23 protein-coding genes are annotated in these 20165 nt (G+C 42.7%); 1 reads left to right on the top strand and 22 read right to left on the bottom strand.

Going from position 1 to position 20165, the window contains the following annotated elements; all coding sequences use genetic code 11:
- Position 1 precedes the first annotated feature (1 nt).
- The 17 genes from D0466_RS21420 to D0466_RS21340 form a co-directional block, all read right to left on the bottom strand.
- Entirely contained in the window at positions 2-913 is a 912-nt protein-coding gene (locus D0466_RS21420) for a hydroxymethylglutaryl-CoA lyase (RefSeq protein ID WP_117324529.1), read from the bottom strand.
- 16 nt (positions 914-929) lie between these two features.
- Positions 930-1142, bottom strand: coding sequence for an acetyl-CoA carboxylase biotin carboxyl carrier protein subunit (locus tag D0466_RS21415; protein WP_117324528.1), 213 nt, complete (start codon positions 1140-1142; stop codon positions 930-932).
- Positions 1143-1277: 135 nt separating this feature from the next.
- Positions 1278-2612 (bottom strand): acetyl-CoA carboxylase biotin carboxylase subunit, encoded by a 1335-nt coding sequence (locus D0466_RS21410; protein ID WP_117324527.1) that lies wholly within the window; start codon positions 2610-2612, stop codon positions 1278-1280.
- Between the two features lie 12 nt (positions 2613-2624).
- Positions 2625-4271 carry an AMP-binding protein gene (locus tag D0466_RS21405; RefSeq protein WP_117324526.1) on the bottom strand — a complete coding sequence of 549 codons (1647 nt, stop codon included), beginning with the start codon at positions 4269-4271 and terminating at the stop codon, positions 2625-2627.
- Between the two features lie 237 nt (positions 4272-4508).
- Positions 4509-5651 (bottom strand): acyl-CoA dehydrogenase family protein, encoded by a 1143-nt coding sequence (locus D0466_RS21400; RefSeq protein WP_117324525.1) that lies wholly within the window; start codon positions 5649-5651, stop codon positions 4509-4511.
- A 92-nt stretch (positions 5652-5743) separates the two neighbouring features.
- Positions 5744-6343 carry a TetR/AcrR family transcriptional regulator gene (locus D0466_RS21395; RefSeq protein ID WP_117324524.1) on the bottom strand — a complete coding sequence of 200 codons (600 nt, stop codon included), beginning with the start codon at positions 6341-6343 and terminating at the stop codon, positions 5744-5746.
- Positions 6344-6483: 140 nt separating this feature from the next.
- Positions 6484-6906 carry a PH domain-containing protein gene (locus D0466_RS21390; RefSeq protein WP_117324523.1) on the bottom strand — a complete coding sequence of 141 codons (423 nt, stop codon included), beginning with the start codon at positions 6904-6906 and terminating at the stop codon, positions 6484-6486.
- A gap of 108 nt (positions 6907-7014) precedes the next feature.
- Positions 7015-7506, bottom strand: a complete 492-nt coding sequence (locus tag D0466_RS21385) for a staygreen family protein (protein ID WP_117324522.1) — start codon at positions 7504-7506, stop codon at positions 7015-7017.
- 76 nt (positions 7507-7582) lie between these two features.
- Positions 7583-8368: a hypothetical protein gene (locus D0466_RS21380; protein WP_117324521.1), complete on the bottom strand. Its 786-nt coding sequence runs from the start codon at positions 8366-8368 to the stop codon at positions 7583-7585.
- A gap of 3 nt (positions 8369-8371) precedes the next feature.
- Entirely contained in the window at positions 8372-9430 is a 1059-nt protein-coding gene (locus D0466_RS21375) for a cytochrome d ubiquinol oxidase subunit II (RefSeq protein ID WP_117324520.1), read from the bottom strand.
- A 13-nt stretch (positions 9431-9443) separates the two neighbouring features.
- The gene (locus tag D0466_RS21370) at positions 9444-10805 is read right to left on the bottom strand and encodes a cytochrome ubiquinol oxidase subunit I (protein ID WP_117324519.1); all 1362 of its coding nucleotides are present in this window, start codon (positions 10803-10805) and stop codon (positions 9444-9446) included.
- A 449-nt stretch (positions 10806-11254) separates the two neighbouring features.
- Positions 11255-11347: a hypothetical protein gene (locus D0466_RS23215; RefSeq protein ID WP_233522788.1), complete on the bottom strand. Its 93-nt coding sequence runs from the start codon at positions 11345-11347 to the stop codon at positions 11255-11257.
- 465 nt (positions 11348-11812) lie between these two features.
- The gene (locus tag D0466_RS21360) at positions 11813-12934 is read right to left on the bottom strand and encodes an NADH-dependent flavin oxidoreductase (RefSeq protein WP_117324518.1); all 1122 of its coding nucleotides are present in this window, start codon (positions 12932-12934) and stop codon (positions 11813-11815) included.
- Positions 12935-13141: 207 nt separating this feature from the next.
- A complete protein-coding gene (locus D0466_RS21355; RefSeq protein WP_117324517.1) occupies positions 13142-14170 on the bottom strand; it encodes an LLM class flavin-dependent oxidoreductase in 1029 nt (342 codons plus the stop codon).
- A gap of 77 nt (positions 14171-14247) precedes the next feature.
- A complete protein-coding gene (locus tag D0466_RS21350; RefSeq protein WP_117324516.1) occupies positions 14248-15255 on the bottom strand; it encodes an LLM class flavin-dependent oxidoreductase in 1008 nt (335 codons plus the stop codon).
- Between the two features lie 30 nt (positions 15256-15285).
- Positions 15286-16251 (bottom strand): TIGR03571 family LLM class oxidoreductase, encoded by a 966-nt coding sequence (locus D0466_RS21345; protein ID WP_117324515.1) that lies wholly within the window; start codon positions 16249-16251, stop codon positions 15286-15288.
- Between the two features lie 22 nt (positions 16252-16273).
- Positions 16274-16525 (bottom strand): ArsR/SmtB family transcription factor, encoded by a 252-nt coding sequence (locus D0466_RS21340; RefSeq protein WP_407675661.1) that lies wholly within the window; start codon positions 16523-16525, stop codon positions 16274-16276.
- A 620-nt stretch (positions 16526-17145) separates the two neighbouring features.
- On the opposite strand from D0466_RS21340, the gene D0466_RS21335 reads away from it, so the two are divergent.
- Positions 17146-17382: a hypothetical protein gene (locus tag D0466_RS21335; RefSeq protein WP_117324513.1), complete on the top strand. Its 237-nt coding sequence runs from the start codon at positions 17146-17148 to the stop codon at positions 17380-17382.
- 219 nt (positions 17383-17601) lie between these two features.
- Here the strand turns inward: D0466_RS21335 and D0466_RS21330 are convergent, their stop codons facing one another.
- The 5 genes from D0466_RS21330 to D0466_RS21310 form a co-directional block, all read right to left on the bottom strand.
- Positions 17602-17853, bottom strand: coding sequence for a hypothetical protein (locus D0466_RS21330; protein WP_117324512.1), 252 nt, complete (start codon positions 17851-17853; stop codon positions 17602-17604).
- Between the two features lie 33 nt (positions 17854-17886).
- Entirely contained in the window at positions 17887-18117 is a 231-nt protein-coding gene (locus D0466_RS21325) for a hypothetical protein (RefSeq protein ID WP_117324511.1), read from the bottom strand.
- A gap of 43 nt (positions 18118-18160) precedes the next feature.
- Positions 18161-18394 carry a hypothetical protein gene (locus D0466_RS21320; RefSeq protein WP_117324540.1) on the bottom strand — a complete coding sequence of 78 codons (234 nt, stop codon included), beginning with the start codon at positions 18392-18394 and terminating at the stop codon, positions 18161-18163.
- Positions 18395-18506: 112 nt separating this feature from the next.
- Positions 18507-19538 carry a hypothetical protein gene (locus tag D0466_RS21315; protein WP_233522780.1) on the bottom strand — a complete coding sequence of 344 codons (1032 nt, stop codon included), beginning with the start codon at positions 19536-19538 and terminating at the stop codon, positions 18507-18509.
- Positions 19539-19671: 133 nt separating this feature from the next.
- Positions 19672-20145: an Hsp20/alpha crystallin family protein gene (locus tag D0466_RS21310; protein ID WP_117324509.1), complete on the bottom strand. Its 474-nt coding sequence runs from the start codon at positions 20143-20145 to the stop codon at positions 19672-19674.
- Between the last annotated feature and the right edge of the window lie 20 nt (positions 20146-20165).

Below are 20165 nucleotides of genomic sequence, written 5' to 3'. Positions count from 1 at the left end.
GCTACACTCCTTTAAGTTGTTCTGAATATACAGCCATCTGATGGCTTGGGAGTTTCTTGCCGAGCGATTGCTGGATCCTGACCGCTGCATCGAGCAGTTTTGCCTGATTGATTTTTGTTGAAATCCCCATATCCTCAAGCATGTATACCAAGTCATCGGTCGCAACATTGCCGCTTGCCCCGGGTGCATATGGACAGCCGCCGATGCCGCCGAGCGCAGAATCAAATGAAGTGATCCCATAATCCAGCGCTTTTAGCACATTAGCCATCGCCATTCCCCTTGTATCATGAAAGTGGAGGGCAATCTTGTTCCTGTCATATCTCTTTAATGCAAGATCCAACACCTCTTCTACCTGGCGCGGATTGGCTATGCCGGTTGTATCCCCAAGTGACAGTTCCCCGATGCCCATATCAAAAAGCCGGTCACACACCATGAACACTTGTTCGATCGGAACTTTTCCCTCGTATGGGCAGCCGAATATAGTCGATACATAGCCTCTCAGACTCTTACCGGCTGCAAGCGCGCCATTAATTGTTTCCTGTAAAACCGGAAAGGTCTGATCAATCGATTTGTTGATATTTTTCCGATTATGGGTTTCACTCGCCGACATAAATACTGACACTTCGTCAATATCCGCTTCCAATGCCGTTTCTAACCCGCGCATATTCGGCACAAGGGCACCATATGTGACAGCCGGGTTTCTTTTTATTCCCTTTGCAACCACCTCAGCATCACTTAACTGGGGCACCCAATTTGGATTTACGAAAGATGTGATTTCAATATAAGACAAACCGGTTTGGGATAAAGCGTCAATCCACTCAATTTTTTCTTCCGCAGATACGATTTCCTTTTCATTTTGCAAACCGTCTCTTGGGCCGACTTCCTTGATTGTTACCTTATCTGGCCATTTCATCGCATTCCTCCGATTTCTATTCGATAATGGCTAATACATCACCTTCATTCACAAAATCGTTTTCATTCACTCTTATTTCTTTTACTGTTCCATCAGCTTCCGCCGCTATCGGTATCTCCATTTTCATCGATTCCAAAATAACTATGTCCTGCCCTTCCGTAACGATGTCACCGACTGAAACTACGATTTTCCAGACGCTTCCTGCCATGCTTGCTTTCACTTCTGCCATCTTTCGTTTCCCTCCGAGTGCTTTAGTTGTTGGTAATTGCCATTTTCGGTATATAGAAAATAAAAACTTTCCTATCTGGATGAAGCAGAACCTAAACGAATGACGTCCGCCTGTGTGATCCAATTGGCTGTTATTCTAATAAAGCATTTCTATAAAATCCGTGGTTGTGTCTCCTTGCTGAAACGCTTTGCTGGATATGATGTCTTTAAGTAATGGTATATTTGTTTTGATTCCTTCTACTTTGTAGGCAGCAAGGGAAGCCCGCATCCGGTTTATCGCTTCGTTTCGTGAGGCCCCTTTCACAACCAGTTTGGCAATCATCGGATCATAAAAAGGCGTTACCGTACTAGAATCGTTCACTGCCAGCTCATGGCGTACCCCTTCGCCATCCGGAAGGCTCAGGGAAGTAATTTTTCCCGGTGAAGGGTAAAACGTTAGGGGATCTTCCGCGTAAATCCGCGCTTCAATGGCATGCCCGGATTGTTTGATGTCTTCTTGTGTAAAAGAAAGGCTTTTTCCCGAAGCAATCAGGATTTGCTGTTCAACCAAATCCAGCCCAGTAATCTCCTCGGTCACCGGATGCTCCACCTGCAAGCGGGTGTTCATTTCCAGGAAGAAAAAGTTTTTATCTTTATCGACTAAAAACTCCAGAGTGCCGGCATTGCTATAACCGATAGCCTTCACGGCCTTCACAGCAGCTTCACCCATTTTCTTCCTTGTCTCATCATCCAGAAAAGCGGATGGTGCTTCCTCGATTACTTTTTGATGCCGCCTTTGAATGGAACACTCCCTTTCCCATAGATACACTGCATTCCCTGCTTGATCAGCGAGTATTTGGATCTCGATATGACGCGGCTTTTCAATCTGCTTTTCAATAAACATATCGCCATTGCCAAAAAACATCCGAGCTCGTTTTTGATTGCCTTCATAAGCCTTGATCAGCTCTTCGGTAGCAGTGACAGCCTGCATGCCGATTCCGCCTCCGCCGGAAGAAGCTTTTAGCATGATTGGATATCCGATTCTTTCAGCTTCCAAAATCGCTTCATTTTGATCAGCCAATGGACGTGAAAGTCCTGGAACCAATGGCAACCCGGCAGCTTCCATAGTCTTTCGCGCTTCGACCTTATTGCCCATTTTCCTGATCACGGCAGAATCCGGACCGATGAAGGTAATCCCTTCAGCTTCGCACCGGTCGGAAAAGTCACCATTCTCACTTAGAAAACCATATCCCGGGTGGATGGCGTCACAACACGCTTTCTTTGCGATTTCGATAATCTTATCCACATTCAGATAACTTTCCTGAACTCTCGCCCCCCCCAGCAGGTAGGCTTCATCAGCCATAGATGTGAAAGGCGCGTCCTTGTCCGCTTCAGAGTATACCGCTACCGATGTTATCCCCATTTTCTTGCATGTCCGGATGACCCGGGCGGCGATTTCGCCGCGATTTGCAATAAGAATTTTGTTAAACATGCGCATCCCTCCCTATAGGGTTTTCCCAGCCAACAATTCGAGCGATTGTTCACGCAGCTTATATTTCTGGATTTTTCCTGATGCGGTCATTGGGTAGTGGTCTGTAAACCTGATGTAACGAGGGATTTTATGGCGCGAAATCTTGCCTTGACAATACTCTTTGATTTCTGCAGCCGTTATGTCTGCCCCTTCTTTCGGAATAATCCATGCCATCACTTCTTCTCCATATTTTTCATCAGGCACACCAATTATCTGGACATCAAGGATTGACGGATGCTGATAGAGGAACTCTTCTATTTCACGTGGATAAACATTCTCCCCTCCACGGATGACCATATCTTTAAGCCTTCCGGTAATCCTGCAGTAGCCGTTTTTATCCATTACACCCAGATCACCGGTGTGAAGCCAGCCTCCCTCATCAATTGTTTCTTTCGTTGCATCGGGATTATTATAGTAGCCCTTCATAACATGATAGCCCCTCGTACAAAGCTCACCCTGAACTCCCCTGGGAACCTCGCGGGACGTGCCTGGTTCCACGATTTTCACCTCAACATTCGGTAGAGCCCTTCCCACTGAAGAAACACGCAATTCAATCGGGTCATCCGTCCGGGTTTGAGTGATTACAGGTGATGCCTCAGTCTGTCCGTATGCAATCGTGATTTCAGTGGCTCCCATTTTTCCAACCACATTTTTCATCACTTCAATCGGGCAATTTGAGCCGGCCATGATCCCTGTCCGCAGCGAGCTTAGATTAAAAGAATCAAAATTTGCCAGGTTTAATTCTGCAATAAACATTGTCGGCACTCCATGGAGGCCTGTGCAGCTTTCCGCTTCAACCGTTTCCAGCACCTTTTCCGGATTAAATTCCACAAGGGGTACCATCGTTGCGCCAACCGAAACACATGCCATGATACCGAGCACGCACCCAAAACAATGAAAAAATGGCACCGGGATGCACAAGCGGTCAGTTGGTGTCAATTCCATGCATTTAGCGATGTTATATCCGTTATTGACGATATTGGAGTGGGTCAGCATCACTCCTTTTGGAAATCCCGTTGTACCTGACGTGTATTGCATATTGATCACTTCAGCAGGATTTAGGGATGCCATACGGGCTTCCAGCAATTCTTCGGAAACCTTCTCTTTGCCCGCCATCACATCTTCCCAGGAATAGGTCCCCGGGAAGCGTTTATTACCCAGTACAATTATATTTTTTAATTTTGGCAGTCTTTTAGATTGCAGCTTTCCAGGTTGACAGATTTTCAATTCAGGTACGATTTCATAAAGCGTTTCAATATAGGAGTGGTCTTTGAACTTTTCCATCAGGATGAGTGTTGAGGTGTCAGATTGGTTTAATAGGTATTCTAATTCGGCCGCCCTGTAATTTGTGTTTACGGTGACGAGCACAGCCCCCATTTTGGCTGTGGAAAATTGGCTAATCAACCACTCCGGTTTATTTGTTGACCAAATGGATATATGGTCTCCTTTATCAATCCCAAGAGACATGAAGCCTCTTGCAGCTTCACGGCAAACTTGCTCAAACTCTTTGTACGTATAGCGCAGCCCCATTTCATGGTAAACAACAGCTTCCTTTTCTCCTTCTCTTGCTGCGGTTTGTTCCAAAAGCTTTCCAACTGTCACATGCAATAGTTCAGACATTGGATTCCTCCCATAAATGTTTTTTCAGGACGAACGCTATTTCTGTTTTTTTGTGATTCATGTCACGCGTTCTAAACACTTTTAGTTAAAAAAACTCGCCAGATTGGCGTGGTTTTTAGATGTGGCGATTATCCGCAGCCCGGGGCCCACCGATGTGCGTCACACATGAGGCGGAGCATAAGAGTGTGGCGCACATAGTCAGTGTTCTGCATTTCAGATGAAAAGCGATTTCCCAAGTCAGCAACCAAGCTGTCTGGCTATCACGATCCTCTGAATCTCTGAAGTCCCTTCGCCGATTTCAAGCAATTTCGCATCCCGTAAATACCGCTCGACTTCGTATTCACGCATATAGCCCGACCCTCCATGGATCTGGATCGCCTGATTGCCAGCCCTGAAGGCCGTTTCCGACGCAAAAAGCTTCGCATAGGCAGATTCCTTCGTAAATGGCTTGTTGTGATCCTTCAGCCAGGCCGCTTTATATACCATATTCCGGGCAAGCTCTATTTCCATCGCCATGTCTGCCAACTTAAACTGGATTGCCTGGAAATTAGAGATTGGCTGGCCGAACTGCTTGCGTTCCTTGGCGAAGGCAAGTGCACGTTCGAACGCAGCCTGTGCCACTCCGACAGCCAAAGCGGCGATAGAAATCCTTCCTCCGTCGAGCGTATAAAGGAATTGCTTAAATCCTTTTTGCGGATCACCTAAAATATTCTCCCTTGGCACACGGACATCCTCTAAAATGATCGCGCAAGTGTTGGAAGCGCGGACACCCATTTTCTCGTAATTGCAATTGATCGTTACACCGGGTGTATCAGTCGGTACAATAAAAGCTGAAATAATATTTTTCCCCCGATTATCTTTTCCTGACACAGCTGTTACAGTGACCGTCCTGGAATATCCGGCATTCGTAATCCAGCATTTCTCGCCGTTTATGACATATTCATTTCCTTCAAGGACTGCGTGAGTCTGGGTACCGCCGGCATCACTGCCGGCATTTGGCTCCGTCAATCCAAAAGCGGCAAGCGTTTCTCCCTTCGCCAGAGGAATAAGGTATTTCTGTTTTTGTTCCTCTGTCCCAAAATAATAGATTGGGCTGGCGCCGAGTGAAACCGCTGCCGCATAGCTTAGACCTGTTCCGCCACATGCCTTGCCAATTTCTTCGACTGCAATCGCATATGAAACGGTATCTCCGCCAGAGCCGCCGTATTTCTCGGGAAAAGGGATTCCCAAGAGCCCTAGCCCTCCCATTTTCTTGAACACTTCTTCAGCAAACCTGGATTCTTCATCAAGTTGTATAGCAATCGGCTTGATTTCCTTTTCGGCAAATTCACTAACCATCTCCTTGATCATCTGTTGTTCCTTTGACAGTTCAAAGTTCATAAACGCCCTCCTTAGGTTATATTGTAGACAGGCTTAAACCGACTGGTTGGTCTGTCCTGCACAGATGTAAGCGCTTTAATTTATAGAAAAGCTCAGTTGTTTTTTAAAAAATAATCCTTGAATCTCCATTCCTGTTTGGCTTGGTCAGTCAAAAGAGAATTAAGGATGAGGTCAACATAAATATCTGCGATTTCTTCGATGGACTTATCGCCGTCCTTTTTGTACCATTTATAGGACCAGTTGACCATTCCTAAAATGGACATTCCGGTAATTTCGACAGGCAGTTCTGGCCGGAATTCTCCCGTTTGGATACCTTCTTTGATGACAGCAAAGATGATTTGTTTGTAGGATTGCCGCTTTTCTTTGATGGCTTTAACATATTGGGGTTTTAAGTAGATGCTTTCTTGATAGAATACTGAAATATGCGGTTTATACAGGTCGAATACTTTTAGAAATGAAGTGATGATTTTCTGCATCTTTTCTGTGGGGAGTTGGTTCGAATCTATTGCTTCCTGTGCTTTCGTCAGTGCATATGAAATGAAGTAGTCATGAATGACAAATAGAAGTTCATCCTTGGACGCAAAATGGTGGTAAAAACCTCCCTTTGAGGTTCCGCATTCATTGACAATCTGGTTGACAGAGACACCATGGAAACCATACCGCTCAAACAACGTGAGTGCTGTTTCAATAATGCGGGTTTTTAAATCCGTAAGGCATCAACCCCCTTGTAAGAAGCTTCACTGTTAAACCCGGTCCCTGCTGGATCCTCATCATGATTTTATCAAACTTTTCTGAATTGTCAATTTATAGATCCCATTTAGCTCTGACCTTATTACTTTAAATCTATGGCTATGTTTTTATTTATTTTTTTTAACTCTGCTATAAACGCTTCTTTATCTTTTGGGGAAATTAACACTAGATCGCCGATATTATAGGAAATTTCAATCCGGTCCATTGACAGAGCCGGGCTTGACAATGGATTCCTGGTCTTGCGTATATTCCTGATTGTCTTGATGTGTATCACTTTCTTAACTGGTCCGGACCTAACAACTAATGTCTCCCCATGTATCTCATAAAAGGTTGTAAACCACAGCCAGGCAACAAATGCAGCGGCAAGCAAGGGCACAAATAAATCAAAAGCATTGCTTTCTCCATTTCCCGAGATTGACTGGTAGATCGCTGACCCTGGGCCAACTAATATAATCCCCCAAATGATCAATGACATCAACGGGCCTTTTTTCGAATAAAATCTCATCCTCCGAGTCCTTTCATCCGTTTTTTTCCATTATAGCCTATGTAAGGTTTGCAAAAAAGCAATAAAAAAAGCTGATTCATGTACCAGGTGAATCAGCCGTGTCATTTCCTATACTTCAATCGTGCTCGTATGATTTGAATTCTTTCCGTTTAGGTATTGCCTCGGAGTGCCGTATAACAGTAATTTTTGGTATTCCGGATATACGGAGTTAAATTGCACAGTAATCGGGCTGTCCAGAAGCCATGGGAAATTCCGGAAAAATTCCCGATCCCCATACATAATCGCTTCAAGAGCGAAATCTATCTCTTTTTTGAAAATCAGGTAGCGCACCTTGGAGATATTCTGATCAAACTCGCCGCCGCTAATATATACCTGTGCGGAAAGAACATATACCCCCATATAAGGACCCCATTCTGCCAGTACTTCGTCCCTAATTTTCTCATCGATTTTCCCGAAATCATATTGTTTTCCAATGCTAAGAAAAAGCTCTCCTGTTGTGTCTGAGTGTGTTAAAGTATACTTGCGTCCGTCAGCAGGCATGGTCGGGGTCGCGGGGGGAATGACAGTAACCGTTAAATTTTCCGGATTGAATGTAGACATGGCAGACCTTCTCCTTTCAGGCGAAACTTATTGCCTGCCTTATCATATGATGTATGCCTAAAAGCTGTGAATCTGTCTAGTTGGTCGGCTCGGTCTTTTTAGCGATTGTTTTGGTTTTTGCCTGAAGCAGCTGCCAATTACCATCTTGGTACTCCCACTTTGAATAAACATCAGCGAGTGAATCGGCATGATAGGCTCCGCTCACCCGCTGGACACCTCTTAATCCTTTTCGTTTATCAGGAAATTCCGCTATATCCAATAAGGAATAAGGGTCAACCATTACTTCTGTCGGTTCATTCAGCTTTCCATTCTTCTGGTACAAACCTATTCTTATATAATCCTTTTTCCTGTCGCTTACATCCATCACCAGCGGCTGCAGGAAAGGGACTGACATAACAATTTTAAATTGATCCATAAACTGTCCCGTTATTGGCACAAACGGCGGTACAGTCAAATCTTTTCCTTTGCCGCCAAAAAATGAGTATGCATAGCTGTTAATGAGCCCGCCGCTTGAACCGGTAGGGATTGTTACATATACATCATCCACACCATCCCGGTTAAAGTCGGCAAAATGCAGCTTTGGTTCAAATCCCGCATCAAGGGGAACTTTCAGTTTCTTTCCTTTTCTAATTTCGACAATCAGGTAGATTTCTTTTAAAAAAGCGCTTTTAGGTTCATAAGGGACACCCACAATCAAAATGCGTTCTTTTTTTCCATCTCCTGAGACATCCCGTTTTTTTGTGACAATCACTTTTTCTTCTATTTCTGAGTTAAGCTGGGCCGATACTGCGCGATAGCCCAACACTGAAAATACTAACGCAATAAAAAGGATTACTTTTGCCAGCTTTTTGATTCGCGGCATGTTTTATCCTCCTTTCAGCGGATTTTTTGACTGTTTCTTCTGTAGATAACGTGAATCCTTCATAAACATCTTCCAGAAGTAGACAAATCCCGGAAACAGAATCGCGAAACCGGCAATGTAGGTAGCGAAAACGGCACGGAAGGAATTAGGGTCGGTGAAACCTGATTCAATGGTCACGTTTGGATATACCATATAAGGCAAGTGTGCCTTTCCATAGACATAACTGGCAATCAGATATTGAATCGTTATAGCCACTACTGCCGCGCGCGGCATTCCCGTGACATTATGTTTCGTGAAGAAAGGAAGGTAAAGCGCCACACCTCCCACCAGAAAAAAGCAAATAGATGCAATTAACAGCGGCAGGTCATCCATCATTTTATCATAAATCCAATTTGCTTCTGTCCTTAATGTAAGCATGATCAAAATTGCCATAACCAATGAAATTGGTCCTGCAATCATGGCATCTTTGCGGTAAACTTTGTAAGCTTCAGGCTCATTGGAAACCTTTGAATAATCCGAAAGCAACAAGGACGACAAAAACAAAGTGCTGCTGATCGCAAACCCGATAAATGCATATTCGTTCGGGCTGGTAAACAGCTTGCCTAAATCGAGGCTTGCGCCGTCGTCCCCGAAATTGACATATTCCCCATGCGAAATAGGCAGCACGCTGATCAACAAAGCAGGGATAAGGATTCCAGCAACACCGGAAATATAGGTAAGAATTTTTCTATATTCAGTTGCCACATTCGAAAACACAAGAAAAGCGCTCCGGAGGGCAAGCAGCAGCAAAATCAAGCTTCCGGGAACCAAAAGGATAGTGCCCAGTGTGTAGGCTGCTCCCGGAAACATGCTGTATATTGCGATTACAAGGGCAACGATAAACGTATTCGTCACCTCCCAGGTAGGAGATAGGTAGCGATTTGCTATATTTGTTGCACCTGTTTTTTCCCTGTCGAGATATACCATCGACCAAAAGCCTGCTCCAAAATCCATCGTAGCCATGACCGAATAGATAAACACAAATCCCCACAACACGGTACTGGCAATTATTGCATCCGACATTCATTCTCCTCCTTTACGAATTCGAACCAAACAATGGAACTCCTTTTTGTTCAGCTCTATGGATATCATCCAACACTGTATTTCTCTTAAAGTAATACAGCAGGACGAACACGACTGCGGCCCCTAAAATGGCATAAACAATGATAAATAATGTATAAAGGAGCCCAAGATTACCGGTTGCAGTAACCGAGTTCGCAGTTGACAGCGTCCTATAGATGCTCCATGGCTGTCGACCACTGCAGCCCAAGATCCACCCACTTTCAATAGCAGCAACAGAAGCCGGTCCCGACAAAACAAATATCCATAACAAAAATTTGGGGAACATATCTTTTTTTAACCATTTATCCCAGAACACAGTAACAATGGCCAGTAGGATTAACAGCGACCCTGTAATAAACATGATATTAAACATGGTATGGACCCATAGTGGCGGCCACAGCTCTTCGGGAAAGTCGTTTAACCCTGTCACTTCAGTGTCAAAGCTGTTCCCTGCCAAAAAGCTTAAAAGCCAGGGAATTTCAATGCCCCATTTCACCTCGCGGTCCTCTTTATCGGACCATCCAATTACCGTTAACGGCGCATGGGTTTGGGTTTCAAATAGTCCTTCTGCAGCCGCCAGTTTTTCAGGCTGATCTTCAAATACGTGCTGTGTTGTAGCATGGCCGTTGAGCGCCGTAAGTAAAGCGAAAATCCCGCCAGCTATAACCGCTATCATCAAAGCTTTCTTGTGAAATCCATACAACATCGAGCCTGCACCCGCTTTTAGCATTTTAAATGCAGCAACCGATGCCACTACAAACGCGCCTGTTGTATAGGCCGAAAGCGCAACATGGCCAGCAGTCACAAGAAAGCTTTTATTGAAAAATGCTTTCCATGGTTCAACATCTACTATGCGGCCATTCTCTACCCTGAAGCCTGCAGGGGTCCCTTGAAATGCGTGAACGTTGGAAATAAGCACTGCCGAGGCTACAGCGCCAATGGCAACCAGCGTCAGGCTTATGATTCTCATCCAGGGTGGAATCCGGTCAGCGGCATAAACGTAGATTGACATAAACAAAGCTTCGATAAAGAATGCGTAAATCTCAATTTGAAACGGCAGCGCCATCACCCGGCCGATTACCTCCATAAACCCTGGCCAAAGAAGGGAAAGCTGCACGCCGGCAATTGTGCCGGTCGGAATGCCGACCCCTAGCAGCACCGCGAAAGCCTTCGTCCACCGCTTCGCCATCACTGCGTAGTGGAAATCGTTTGTTTTTTGGTACATCAGTTCAGCCAGCAGCATCATGAGCGGCAAGCCAACCCCTATTGTTGCAAAAATGATATGAAAACCCATCGTAGTCCCAAACATCGCCCGGGCTATCGTAACATGATCCATAACATCGTCCCTTCCCGAATTTTTTCTTAGTATTTTCCAAAGGAAAAGAAATTATTGAGGAAGTTTCCACTATTTATGATGAGAGTGTGGGAAAATTTAATAAATCAGCATGGCCTAAGTTGCTTTTACGAGGAATAAAGCACAGATTGGCAGGGTGTAAAATGGAAAGTAGTAAGTAATGAACTAATCACGGGGATAAAAAGAAAAGCCTGTTATCGATAAAATAACAGGCTTTTTACCATCAAAATCCTATAATTTTAAATCAGGATATGTAACATGAAAATTCTTAGAAACATTTACAAGATGTTCAAGTTCTTAAAGAAGGCGGTTTTACTTCAGGAAGAGGTGCATCCTTTGGTACAGGAGTTCCCAGTTCTTTCACAAATTGATCAAATCCTGCTGGTTAGGCAGTAACGACAAATTCTGATTGCTCTAAACCCGATACGAATCTATAGGAATCCCGCGAGGAGCAAAACATAATCCCTTGGTTTTGCTTCCATAATATCTTCCCCAACAAATAAGGTAAACTGACCCTTTAGGATATAAAAAGCTTCATCTTCATTTTCATGAATATATGAAGAGGCGGCCGTAGTTTTGGAGGTTCAATGATATGCGCAATCGAATACTCTCGGTTTGTGTCCTCTCCTGACATTAAAACTGTTACTTTTTCAGTTGGGATATGATACGTTTGCTATCGTTTGGGGTCGATAAAAAGCTTGGTTAATTTTTGTGCTAGTTGCTGTCATAGTTTTATCTCCTTCTAAACCTTGTTTTCTATAAAGGTTAAAATTCAATAGTACTTTTTTCCTACTTGTTTTTTTAAAAAAATAAACTAGTCACCCATAAACTAAATGTTTATTAATCAAATGCCTTTTTAACAACCAAAAAAGAACGGTTATGCTACAGCTTAAGAAATATTTTACCCTAACTCAAAAAGTCCCCTCCAAGTATGCTTTGTACCTAAAGGGGACCAATCAGTCGTTTATTGTTTTTATCTTAATTTGGCTCTATACGATAGGAAGCCAGCCTGGAATACTTGTATAGTATTCCCACATTTGATCTGAGATCGCCAACTCTTTCTGATCTTTTTTCGATAGAGTGGTACGAATATTTACCTCTTCGCCAGCTTGGACTTTTTGTACCCATTTTGGTTCCATTATCAATTCGCGGCCTAGAGCAATTAAAGGAACACCCGATCCAAAAGCCTCCATTACTTCATCAGGTGTCCGCAGCATGCCAACCCCGATGACTGGAACTTTGTCGCCTACACGCTCGTGAATCATTACTACGCGTGACGTTTTATCATTCTCATCACGTATGGATCCGTTCCAAAATGCACCCACAGAAATATGGAGATAATCCAGTTCTAAATCAGCTAATCGATCTACTAATTGAAGGGTGTCGTCCATGGTGATCCCAGGATTTTCTCTTTCTTCAGGAGATAAACGATAACCAACTAAGAAAGGTTTTGTTGCATAATCAGCAACTGCTTTCTTAACAGCGTCTACAACGGCCAGCGGGAAAGCCATACGCTTTTCGAGTGTTCCACCCCATTTGTCTTCCCTTCTATTGGAATGCGGGGAGAAGAATTGCTGGATTAAATAAGTATTGGCGCCATGGATTTCAACTCCGTCATAGCCCGCTTCAATCGCTCTTCTTGTTGCCTCGCCAAACGCATGGACCATGTCAGTGATCTCTTCAGGCGTCATTTCTCGCGGTACCATAGCATCCTCGCGTTCAGGTGCTACTGCGCTCGGAGCTATAGTCTGACGGTCAAGCAATTCCTCGGGGGGACACATTCTACCTCCATGAAAAATTTGCAGGATGGCCTTGGATCCTTTATCATGGATTGCTTTAGCCACCCTCCTGAGGCTCGGAATTAATTCATCAGAATCCGCCCCAAATTCACCAGGAAAGCCTTTTCCGTTCCTTCTAACGTATGTACAAGCTGTGATTACCGCTCCAACACCGCCAGTACGTTCCTCATAGTAAGCAATTTCTTCATCTGATACTTCACCGTTTTCATGAGATGCAGTATTCGTCATAGGTGCCATTACAATACGGTTCTTTATTTCAATACCTGAACGGAAAGTAAATGGTTTAAAAGCAGCTTCATATTTAGGATTCATTTTTTATCTTTCTCCTTATGCTAAAAAAGTTTGTTCGGTCTATATGCTTCTGATAATCATGAGCTGAGGGAATCAGGACCATTTCTAGAATTCCCTCTGCAGCCATACTGATACCTGTTCCCTGCAAGATGTAATCTTATTAATTAAGTGACAACTGTAATCATTGGCAGCTGTGTTTTCTAAAAAGACTAATCGGCTTAAACTAGTCTATTTACTTTTGATAATGTCTGCTAAAATTTCATAAGAACGCAGGCGGGCATTGTGATCATAAACCTGGGCTATTGCCATGATTTCATCGTAATTACTGTCTTTTATAAATTTCTCCAGCTTTTGTTTAACAGTTTGAGGACTGCCCACAATAGAAGTTCCCAATTGATTCTGAAGAGCAGCTATTTCGTAATCGCTCGCTATGTCATGAATGTTATCAACTGGCGGCTGAAGCGGCACTTCATTACCGCGCATCAGATTCAAAAACTGTTGCTGCAAGGTTGTAGCCAGGCGCTGTGCCTCTTCGTCCGTGTCTGCTGCAATAATGTTTAGCCCGACCATTGCATATGGCTTTTCCAATGATGCAGAAGGTTTAAAGGAACGGCGATATAACTCCAGAGCAGGTTTTGTATTATGCGGTGAAAAATGGCTGGCAAAAGCAAATGGCAATCCAAGCTCTCCTGCCAGTTGGGCACTGAATCCGCTTGAACCAAGCAACCATATTGGAATGTTTAACCCTTCACCTGGAACTGCCTTAACATGATTGTTTCCTTGTCTTAAAGCAGGGTCGAAATAACCACGAAGTTCAGCAAGCTGTTCAGGGAAGTCATCTCCGGTACTTCTCAGGTCGCGTCTTAAGGCACGGGCGGTAAGCTGATCTGTACCAGGTGCCCTTCCAAGACCAAGATCGATCCGGCCAGGGTATAAGGATTCAAGAGTTCCAAACTGCTCAGCGATAACGAGTGGTGCGTGATTCGGCAGCATGATTCCACCTGAACCTAACCGGATTTTTGATGTACCTGCTGCTACATGCCCAATAACTACAGAAGTAGCGGAGCTTGCGATAAACGGCATATTATGATGTTCAGCCAGCCAATATCGGTTATAACCAAGTTTTTCCGCAAGCTGTGCAAGTTCCAACGTATTACGAAAAGAGTCAGCGGGGGTACTTCCCTCTGTAATTGGAGAGAGGTCCAGGACTGAGAACGGAATATCACTAAGTTTTATAGGGTTTTCATTTTTGGACATACATTCATCTTCTTTCTCTAAAAAATTTTGTAATGATCTAGGTTGTCATATTTCCCTTCAGTAACGGGCAACAATGTTTAACTTTTTGCAGCTTGTGCCAAAATTTCATAAGAACGCAGCCGGGCCTCGTGATTAAAAATTTCTGTATGGGCCATTATTTCATCGGCACCCGTCTTTTTTATTAATTCATGTAATTGCTGCTTTACACCGGCGGGGTCCCCAATAATGGAAGTGAAAAGCTGTTCTTCTACAGACCTGCGTTCCTGCTCGCTCCAGTGCTGATCCATATCATCAACAGGAGGCAAAATAGGAGACGGCTGTCCACGGGTCAGTAAGAGAAATTTTTGGTACATTGATGTCGCAAGCCTTTGTGCCTTCCGCTCATCGTCGGCTGCCACCACTTGAACAGCCAACAACACATACGGTTTTTCCAAAAAACTGGATGGACGAAAACGTTCCCGGTATAGATTGATGGCCTCCATCATATTTCCTGGGGCAAAATGGCCTGCAAAAGAAAAAGGCAAACCAAGCATCCCGGCCAATTCCGCACTATACAACCCAGATCCCAAAAGCCAGATCGGCACATTTGTTTTTTCGCCAGGAATGGCGTGAAAACTATGTGACCCGTTTCTCATGGTTGTGCCTGAACCATATAAATATGCGATAAGTTCTTGCAGCCGTTCATCAAAATCAGGTTCCCCAGCCGTCCGTTGCCGCAAAACGTTTGCCGTAAATTGATCGGTACCAGGTGCTCGTCCCAAACCAAGATCGATCCGTCCTGGAAAGAATACTTCTAGTGTCCCGAATTGTTCAGCTACGGAAAGCGGTGAATAATGGGAAAGAAGCATCGCTCCGGACCCAATACGCATTCTCTCTGTAACAGAAGCTACCCGTCCAATCACGATGGGTGATGCGGAGCTGGCCATCCCCACCCAGTTATGATGTTCAGCCAGCCAATACCGGTTATACCCCCACTTTTCGGCCTTCTGTGCCAAATCGAGCGTATTATCAAGGGAAAGTTCTGCCGATCCTCCTTTTATGATCGGTGAAGGATCAAGTACAGAAAGTTCTATTTTGTTCGTCATAAGTCATCTGCCTTTTCATAATTTGAATGTCTAAGATTGATCCGTGCCTCGATGAGTTGGAAAATGTGGCAGTACAAATTCTCCAAGTTCCTGAATTACTTCAGCAGGAGGGCGTTTTGAAAAATACAAGACAAATCCCAGATGATTAACACCAATCGATTGGAATTCATAAAGCAAATCCACTAAATGATTTCGTCCCACTGCAAAACCAAGGGGTATGGGTACCGGTAACGCATCGGGATTTTCCGATAAGTCGATAAATAAGCTCTGTGAAAAAGGTTTAAATATCCCTGGCGCATGGAATTCAGTTAATGTCCTGTAATCGTTTATCAGTCTCGCTTGCTGCTCTATGCTTCTCGGATATTGTATCCAGCCGTCTCCGTGCTTGGCAATCCATACCATTGACTGATTGCTGAACCCGGTCACCATGGTTGGTATCGACGAAACAGGCTTTGGGATCAATCTCATATCTGTGCCATTTATGACACCAGAATCACTGTGGATTGTTGGCCAATCCTCTTTTAATAGCCTATCAAGGTCTTGAAAATGCTGTTGAAATAACGTGCCACTATCACGTTTGTCTACCCCAAGAGCGATGAAGTCTTTTTCCCGGTCACCTGATGCCACCCCCATAATCAAACGCTCTGGAAACAGTTTATCAATAGAGGTTGCTTCCTTGGCCACTCGTACGGGATGCCGCAGAGGAAGAACTACGCTTCCAGTCAGTAGCGCAATTTTCTTTGTATATGCAGCAAGATATGTTAAATAAATCCATATATCATACATTTGACCGTTATCATCGATATTTAGATTCTGCATTGTAACATCCCGGAGCCATAGTGAAGCGAAGCCATATTCCTCGATTTTACTGGCAAGCTCCAGTTGATTCTCCATAATGGGATTTTTGGACATTCTTGCAGTGGGGAGGATAAATCCGAGTGACATTTTATCTTTTTGGTACAAGTTGTTAAAGGCACGGTGATGTAGTAAGCTCACTCTCATCCTCCTTATTTAGTGGTTATATTTTTAATCCGATATACTTTTCTAGCTTTTTCATTGTTTCCTCATTGCGACGATAGTATGTCCATTGACCAATTCGTTTCATTTCCACTAGACCGCTTTGCAGCAGGATTGTTAAATACTGTGAAGTAGTGGACTGTGAAATGCCTATTTTGCTTCGAATATCACTTACACAAATCCCTCCTTCAAATCCTTCATCCTTAGTGACATGGGCCTGTGATGAAAAATTGTTTTCAGGGTCTTTTAACATTTGAAGTATACTAACTCTAGTCTGGTTTGACAGAGCTTTAAAAATTTCAATCGCCTGTTCATCATCTATAGGAGTTAATTCCTGATTCAACTTGGCTGCCCCTTTCTACTTGCTATTAGGATGTTCAATTGATTGGAGGGTGAATGCATATCTATAATTTGCGATATTTCTATATTATCCTATCGCTGTTTATTTATGAAATCAAATGAAGTGCTTGCAGGATTAATAAATAAGCGAAGCGTTAAAAAGGACGGTAAATTTTTTCCTTCAATCGATGAACCCAAACAAGAGTTAAGCATAAAATGAATAATGGTCTTTATTTGGAACTGATTATAATCTAACGGAATCTGAATGGATGAGTACAAGCTTTTTTGATGGACGACAGTCTTTTGTGTTGATAGAACTGGTATTATGGCATCAGAACTTGTAAATATAACTTGTATTGATATCTCCTATGAATGAATTGAAATATGTTGTATTTGAAACTATCTAAGGTGCATTTCTAAAGTATTTTAGTAAGATTGTTGTATTTTTGCAGCCACATGGAATATGTATGATGTATAGCAACTGAAATTTAAGAACCGTATAAAAAACGTTTTAATTTGAGGAGGAGTTAATCCATGTTTTTTTATACACCAATGATAATCAATCTTATCGGATTTAAAATTAATACGGTTGATAACGCATCAGTGGTGAATTCAGGAACCCTTCAGTTTGTTGATCAGCTTATTTCCTATAAGAGGAATCAGGCAGTAGGAGAACAGAATGGCGATTTCTCACCGATTAACATACCAATTGCCACCATTACCGACCAGGATGGAATTGATAGCAATACGAATAAAAACAGTGGAGTGTGACGTTTCAATCATAATCTTGCTATTGGGATCGCGTCTAAAGGGATTGATGCAAGTCGGGGTTTACTCTTTGCATAAAACTTATTCAGGTGGTAGTCTTTTAGGCTATCACCTCAACTTATTAATCTCCTCTGTTATAGCACTTCATAAAAGAAGGAGAGCAGAAGTAATTTGATACAAAATAGAAAAAAGCCCCTAATGGAGCTCCTCGTCATGTAATATTTATACTCGGGGTCCAGATCCAGAAACGAATGAGGAAGGTGCGTCTACCTGGTCACGGTCGTCCACGAAGCTTCGTGTTCCAATAAACCCGCTGCCATCTCCCATATTTTGGCCAAGGCCCATTGTTTTCTTATCTGAATTATGCCATTCCGCCAATAAATTTTGGCCGATATTTACCGCCGAAGCATTCTCAAACGAATTAATCTTTATCATATTTATATTGATATTAATGTAAGGTACAGGTGATGGCATACGAATTCCCCCTTCATAATTCCCGAGCAGAGGTTACATAGATTTCATTTCTGAATAAACATCTAAAAAATCATCATCTAACATGATCTTAAAGGAAGACGCGACAACGGTATGATCAGACAATTGCTGCCCAAATCCCTGGCTCTTCTTAGCTACCACGTTTCTATCTATTTTTGATGTGGATCCATAAGAAACAGAGCTAAAATGGTCTGCATTGTTGATGATAATATTTCCAATATTAACTTTTGATGGGATGAAAGACATGTACCTACCTCCTTATTCTTTAAATCTACTAGTTGGAATGCGTTTAAATCACACTGTTTTTGATGGCAGGGCTGTCGCTTAAATCCGCATCAACCAATAAACAAAATGGGAGAAAATAAGGTGAAAAATCGCCATTTTGTTCACCGACTCCCTGGTTCCGTTTATAGGAAACAAAAAAGTCAAGCTGCTGGATAGGACCCATATTCACAGCGGCACCATTGTCAACTGCATTGATTTTATATGCTAAAATATTCACCACCATCGGCGCGAAAATCACCATGATCACTCCCCGTTAATTAATGATGGATCAGCAGTATAGTTTTAAGTTTATTCTGGCTATCTTATAAAAGAATAAAATTATCAGAATTCCATAAAATTTTTTTCTTCACTCAGCTTGAATGGTCGGGACCGTTTTCTATATTGATCTCTGTGTAAAAGTTATCAGGCTCATCAGAATCTGTCTCTGTCCCGCCTTGAGGAGCTTCCTCAGGATAATCTCCTGAACCTGTTACGGAGCTGTTTTTTAACTCTTTTAGCTCATCCATGTCCTGTTTCATTTTTTCAGTAGCTTCCATTGGCACATGACCCGTCCCGTATGTAGCACCAATATTTAAAGCTCCGCTAAGTTCTTTGATGCCCAATTGGGAAAAAGTATTGTTCTGTTCATACTTGTCTACAAAAAGCTTGTCTATATGAAGCTCTTTAATAATTACGTTTTTTTCGTTATTTAGTATACTGTCCTCGAGAGTGGTTCCGGCATTAGCCGGGCTATTAGAATCTGGCAAAAATTCCGGATTGTGCTTTGCTTTTATTTCCTGCAAAGAAGTATTGTTTTCCAGTGAAGTAATTCTTCTATCCAAATCTTCCATTTTATGAAAGTAAAAGGAAAGTTTATTCAACAGGGCAGACGATTCAAGGCCCTCAGCCGGATTATGGGGATCTTGGCTGAGGTTTGATATTGTTGATTCGTTTTTCGTATACCTAACATGATCTTGATTGTAAAGATTGACCAATTTTTCTTCCATGTTGTTTATTCTTTCATCTAGTTGCGATAATTTCTGACTATATGTAGACCGGTGTGCGGCCTCCTGGTATGGTTGCTGCATATTATTTTGCTCAAGTATGGAGATCTTTTGGGTTAACTGATCCAGTCTATTTTGGTATGAATAAAGCAACTGAAAATTTTTTTGCTCGGAAACCATTTTTTTCTGCTGCCGTTCCCTTAAAGTCTCATTTCCATCAGTTGTATTTTTAAAAAAATCTTCAATCTGATTTCTTAAGAATAGAAGCGGCTTTACATTGCTCTCGAGCTTTAAAAAACGATCCATATGCACTTCAAGCGTATTGATTCTCCTGACCTGTTTTTCTAATTCCGTCAATGTATGATGCAGCAATTCATTATTCGATCTTTGGTTGAACATTCCTTTTAAAGGCATGGACCATCCCCACATTTTTAAGTTGATTTATTCCCGGATTTCGCAAAAGAGTTTTAAAGATAAGAGATATTTATAAAAATAAGCGAGCGTGTTAAGGTTAAGGTTTGGTCAATAATGTTTACAGGATATTAACCGGTTGCTCTTCATTAAATTGCCTTCTATATGTCAAAATTAGCAGCCCATTCTCAAATTTCGCCTGTATCAGGCTTGGTTCCGCAGGTTCAGGGAGTGTTATAATCCTTTGGAAATCTCCATGGTTTCTTTCTTGAATGATAGGCTGCCCGGTTACATATTGTTTCAATGAACCTTTCAGCATAAGTTTATTTCCTGAAACAGACACCTGGAGATCTTCTTTTTTATATCCCGCTAAATCAGCGACAAGAATAATATCTTCTTCGTTCATATAAATATCAATATAAGGAAAATTCTGATTCCGAGATGAATTAGGAGACGGGTTAAATGGTGTGCTATTTTCGCCCGAATCATTCATGAACTGAGACATGGTGGATTGATCGAACACGCTATTCCAGAAATCCGTAGTTTGATATTTTTTGGCTAACTCCATCCATTGCATTATCTTTTCAAAATCCAAGTTGCTAACCTCCAGTAAGT

The organism is Peribacillus glennii, assembly GCF_003429105.1.
Lineage (GTDB): Bacteria > Bacillota > Bacilli > Bacillales > DSM-1321 > Peribacillus > Peribacillus glennii.
This window is presented reverse-complemented; position numbering and strand designations above follow the sequence as displayed.

Coding starts and splice junctions, on each gene's coding strand:
- D0466_RS21375 (WP_117324520.1), bottom strand. CDS start 9,430: ATGTCGGATGCAATAATTGCCAGTACCGTGTTGTGGGGATTTGTGTTT.
- D0466_RS21370 (WP_117324519.1), bottom strand. CDS start 10,805: ATGGATCATGTTACGATAGCCCGGGCGATGTTTGGGACTACGATGGGT.
- D0466_RS21415 (WP_117324528.1), bottom strand. CDS start 1,142: ATGGCAGAAGTGAAAGCAAGCATGGCAGGAAGCGTCTGGAAAATCGTA.
- D0466_RS21330 (WP_117324512.1), bottom strand. CDS start 17,853: ATGCCATCACCTGTACCTTACATTAATATCAATATAAATATGATAAAG.
- D0466_RS21335 (WP_117324513.1), top strand. CDS start 17,146: ATGTTTTTTTATACACCAATGATAATCAATCTTATCGGATTTAAAATT.
- D0466_RS21360 (WP_117324518.1), bottom strand. CDS start 12,934: ATGAATCCTAAATATGAAGCTGCTTTTAAACCATTTACTTTCCGTTCA.
- D0466_RS21385 (WP_117324522.1), bottom strand. CDS start 7,506: ATGTCTACATTCAATCCGGAAAATTTAACGGTTACTGTCATTCCCCCC.
- D0466_RS21410 (WP_117324527.1), bottom strand. CDS start 2,612: ATGTTTAACAAAATTCTTATTGCAAATCGCGGCGAAATCGCCGCCCGG.
- D0466_RS21315 (WP_233522780.1), bottom strand. CDS start 19,538: ATGTTCAACCAAAGATCGAATAATGAATTGCTGCATCATACATTGACG.
- D0466_RS21340 (WP_407675661.1), bottom strand. CDS start 16,525: ATGTTAAAAGACCCTGAAAACAATTTTTCATCACAGGCCCATGTCACT.
- D0466_RS21420 (WP_117324529.1), bottom strand. CDS start 913: ATGAAATGGCCAGATAAGGTAACAATCAAGGAAGTCGGCCCAAGAGAC.
- D0466_RS21355 (WP_117324517.1), bottom strand. CDS start 14,170: ATGTCCAAAAATGAAAACCCTATAAAACTTAGTGATATTCCGTTCTCA.
- D0466_RS21380 (WP_117324521.1), bottom strand. CDS start 8,368: ATGCCGCGAATCAAAAAGCTGGCAAAAGTAATCCTTTTTATTGCGTTA.
- D0466_RS21405 (WP_117324526.1), bottom strand. CDS start 4,271: ATGTCTGAACTATTGCATGTGACAGTTGGAAAGCTTTTGGAACAAACC.
- D0466_RS21390 (WP_117324523.1), bottom strand. CDS start 6,906: ATGAGATTTTATTCGAAAAAAGGCCCGTTGATGTCATTGATCATTTGG.
- D0466_RS21325 (WP_117324511.1), bottom strand. CDS start 18,117: ATGTCTTTCATCCCATCAAAAGTTAATATTGGAAATATTATCATCAAC.
- D0466_RS21400 (WP_117324525.1), bottom strand. CDS start 5,651: ATGAACTTTGAACTGTCAAAGGAACAACAGATGATCAAGGAGATGGTT.
- D0466_RS21350 (WP_117324516.1), bottom strand. CDS start 15,255: ATGACGAACAAAATAGAACTTTCTGTACTTGATCCTTCACCGATCATA.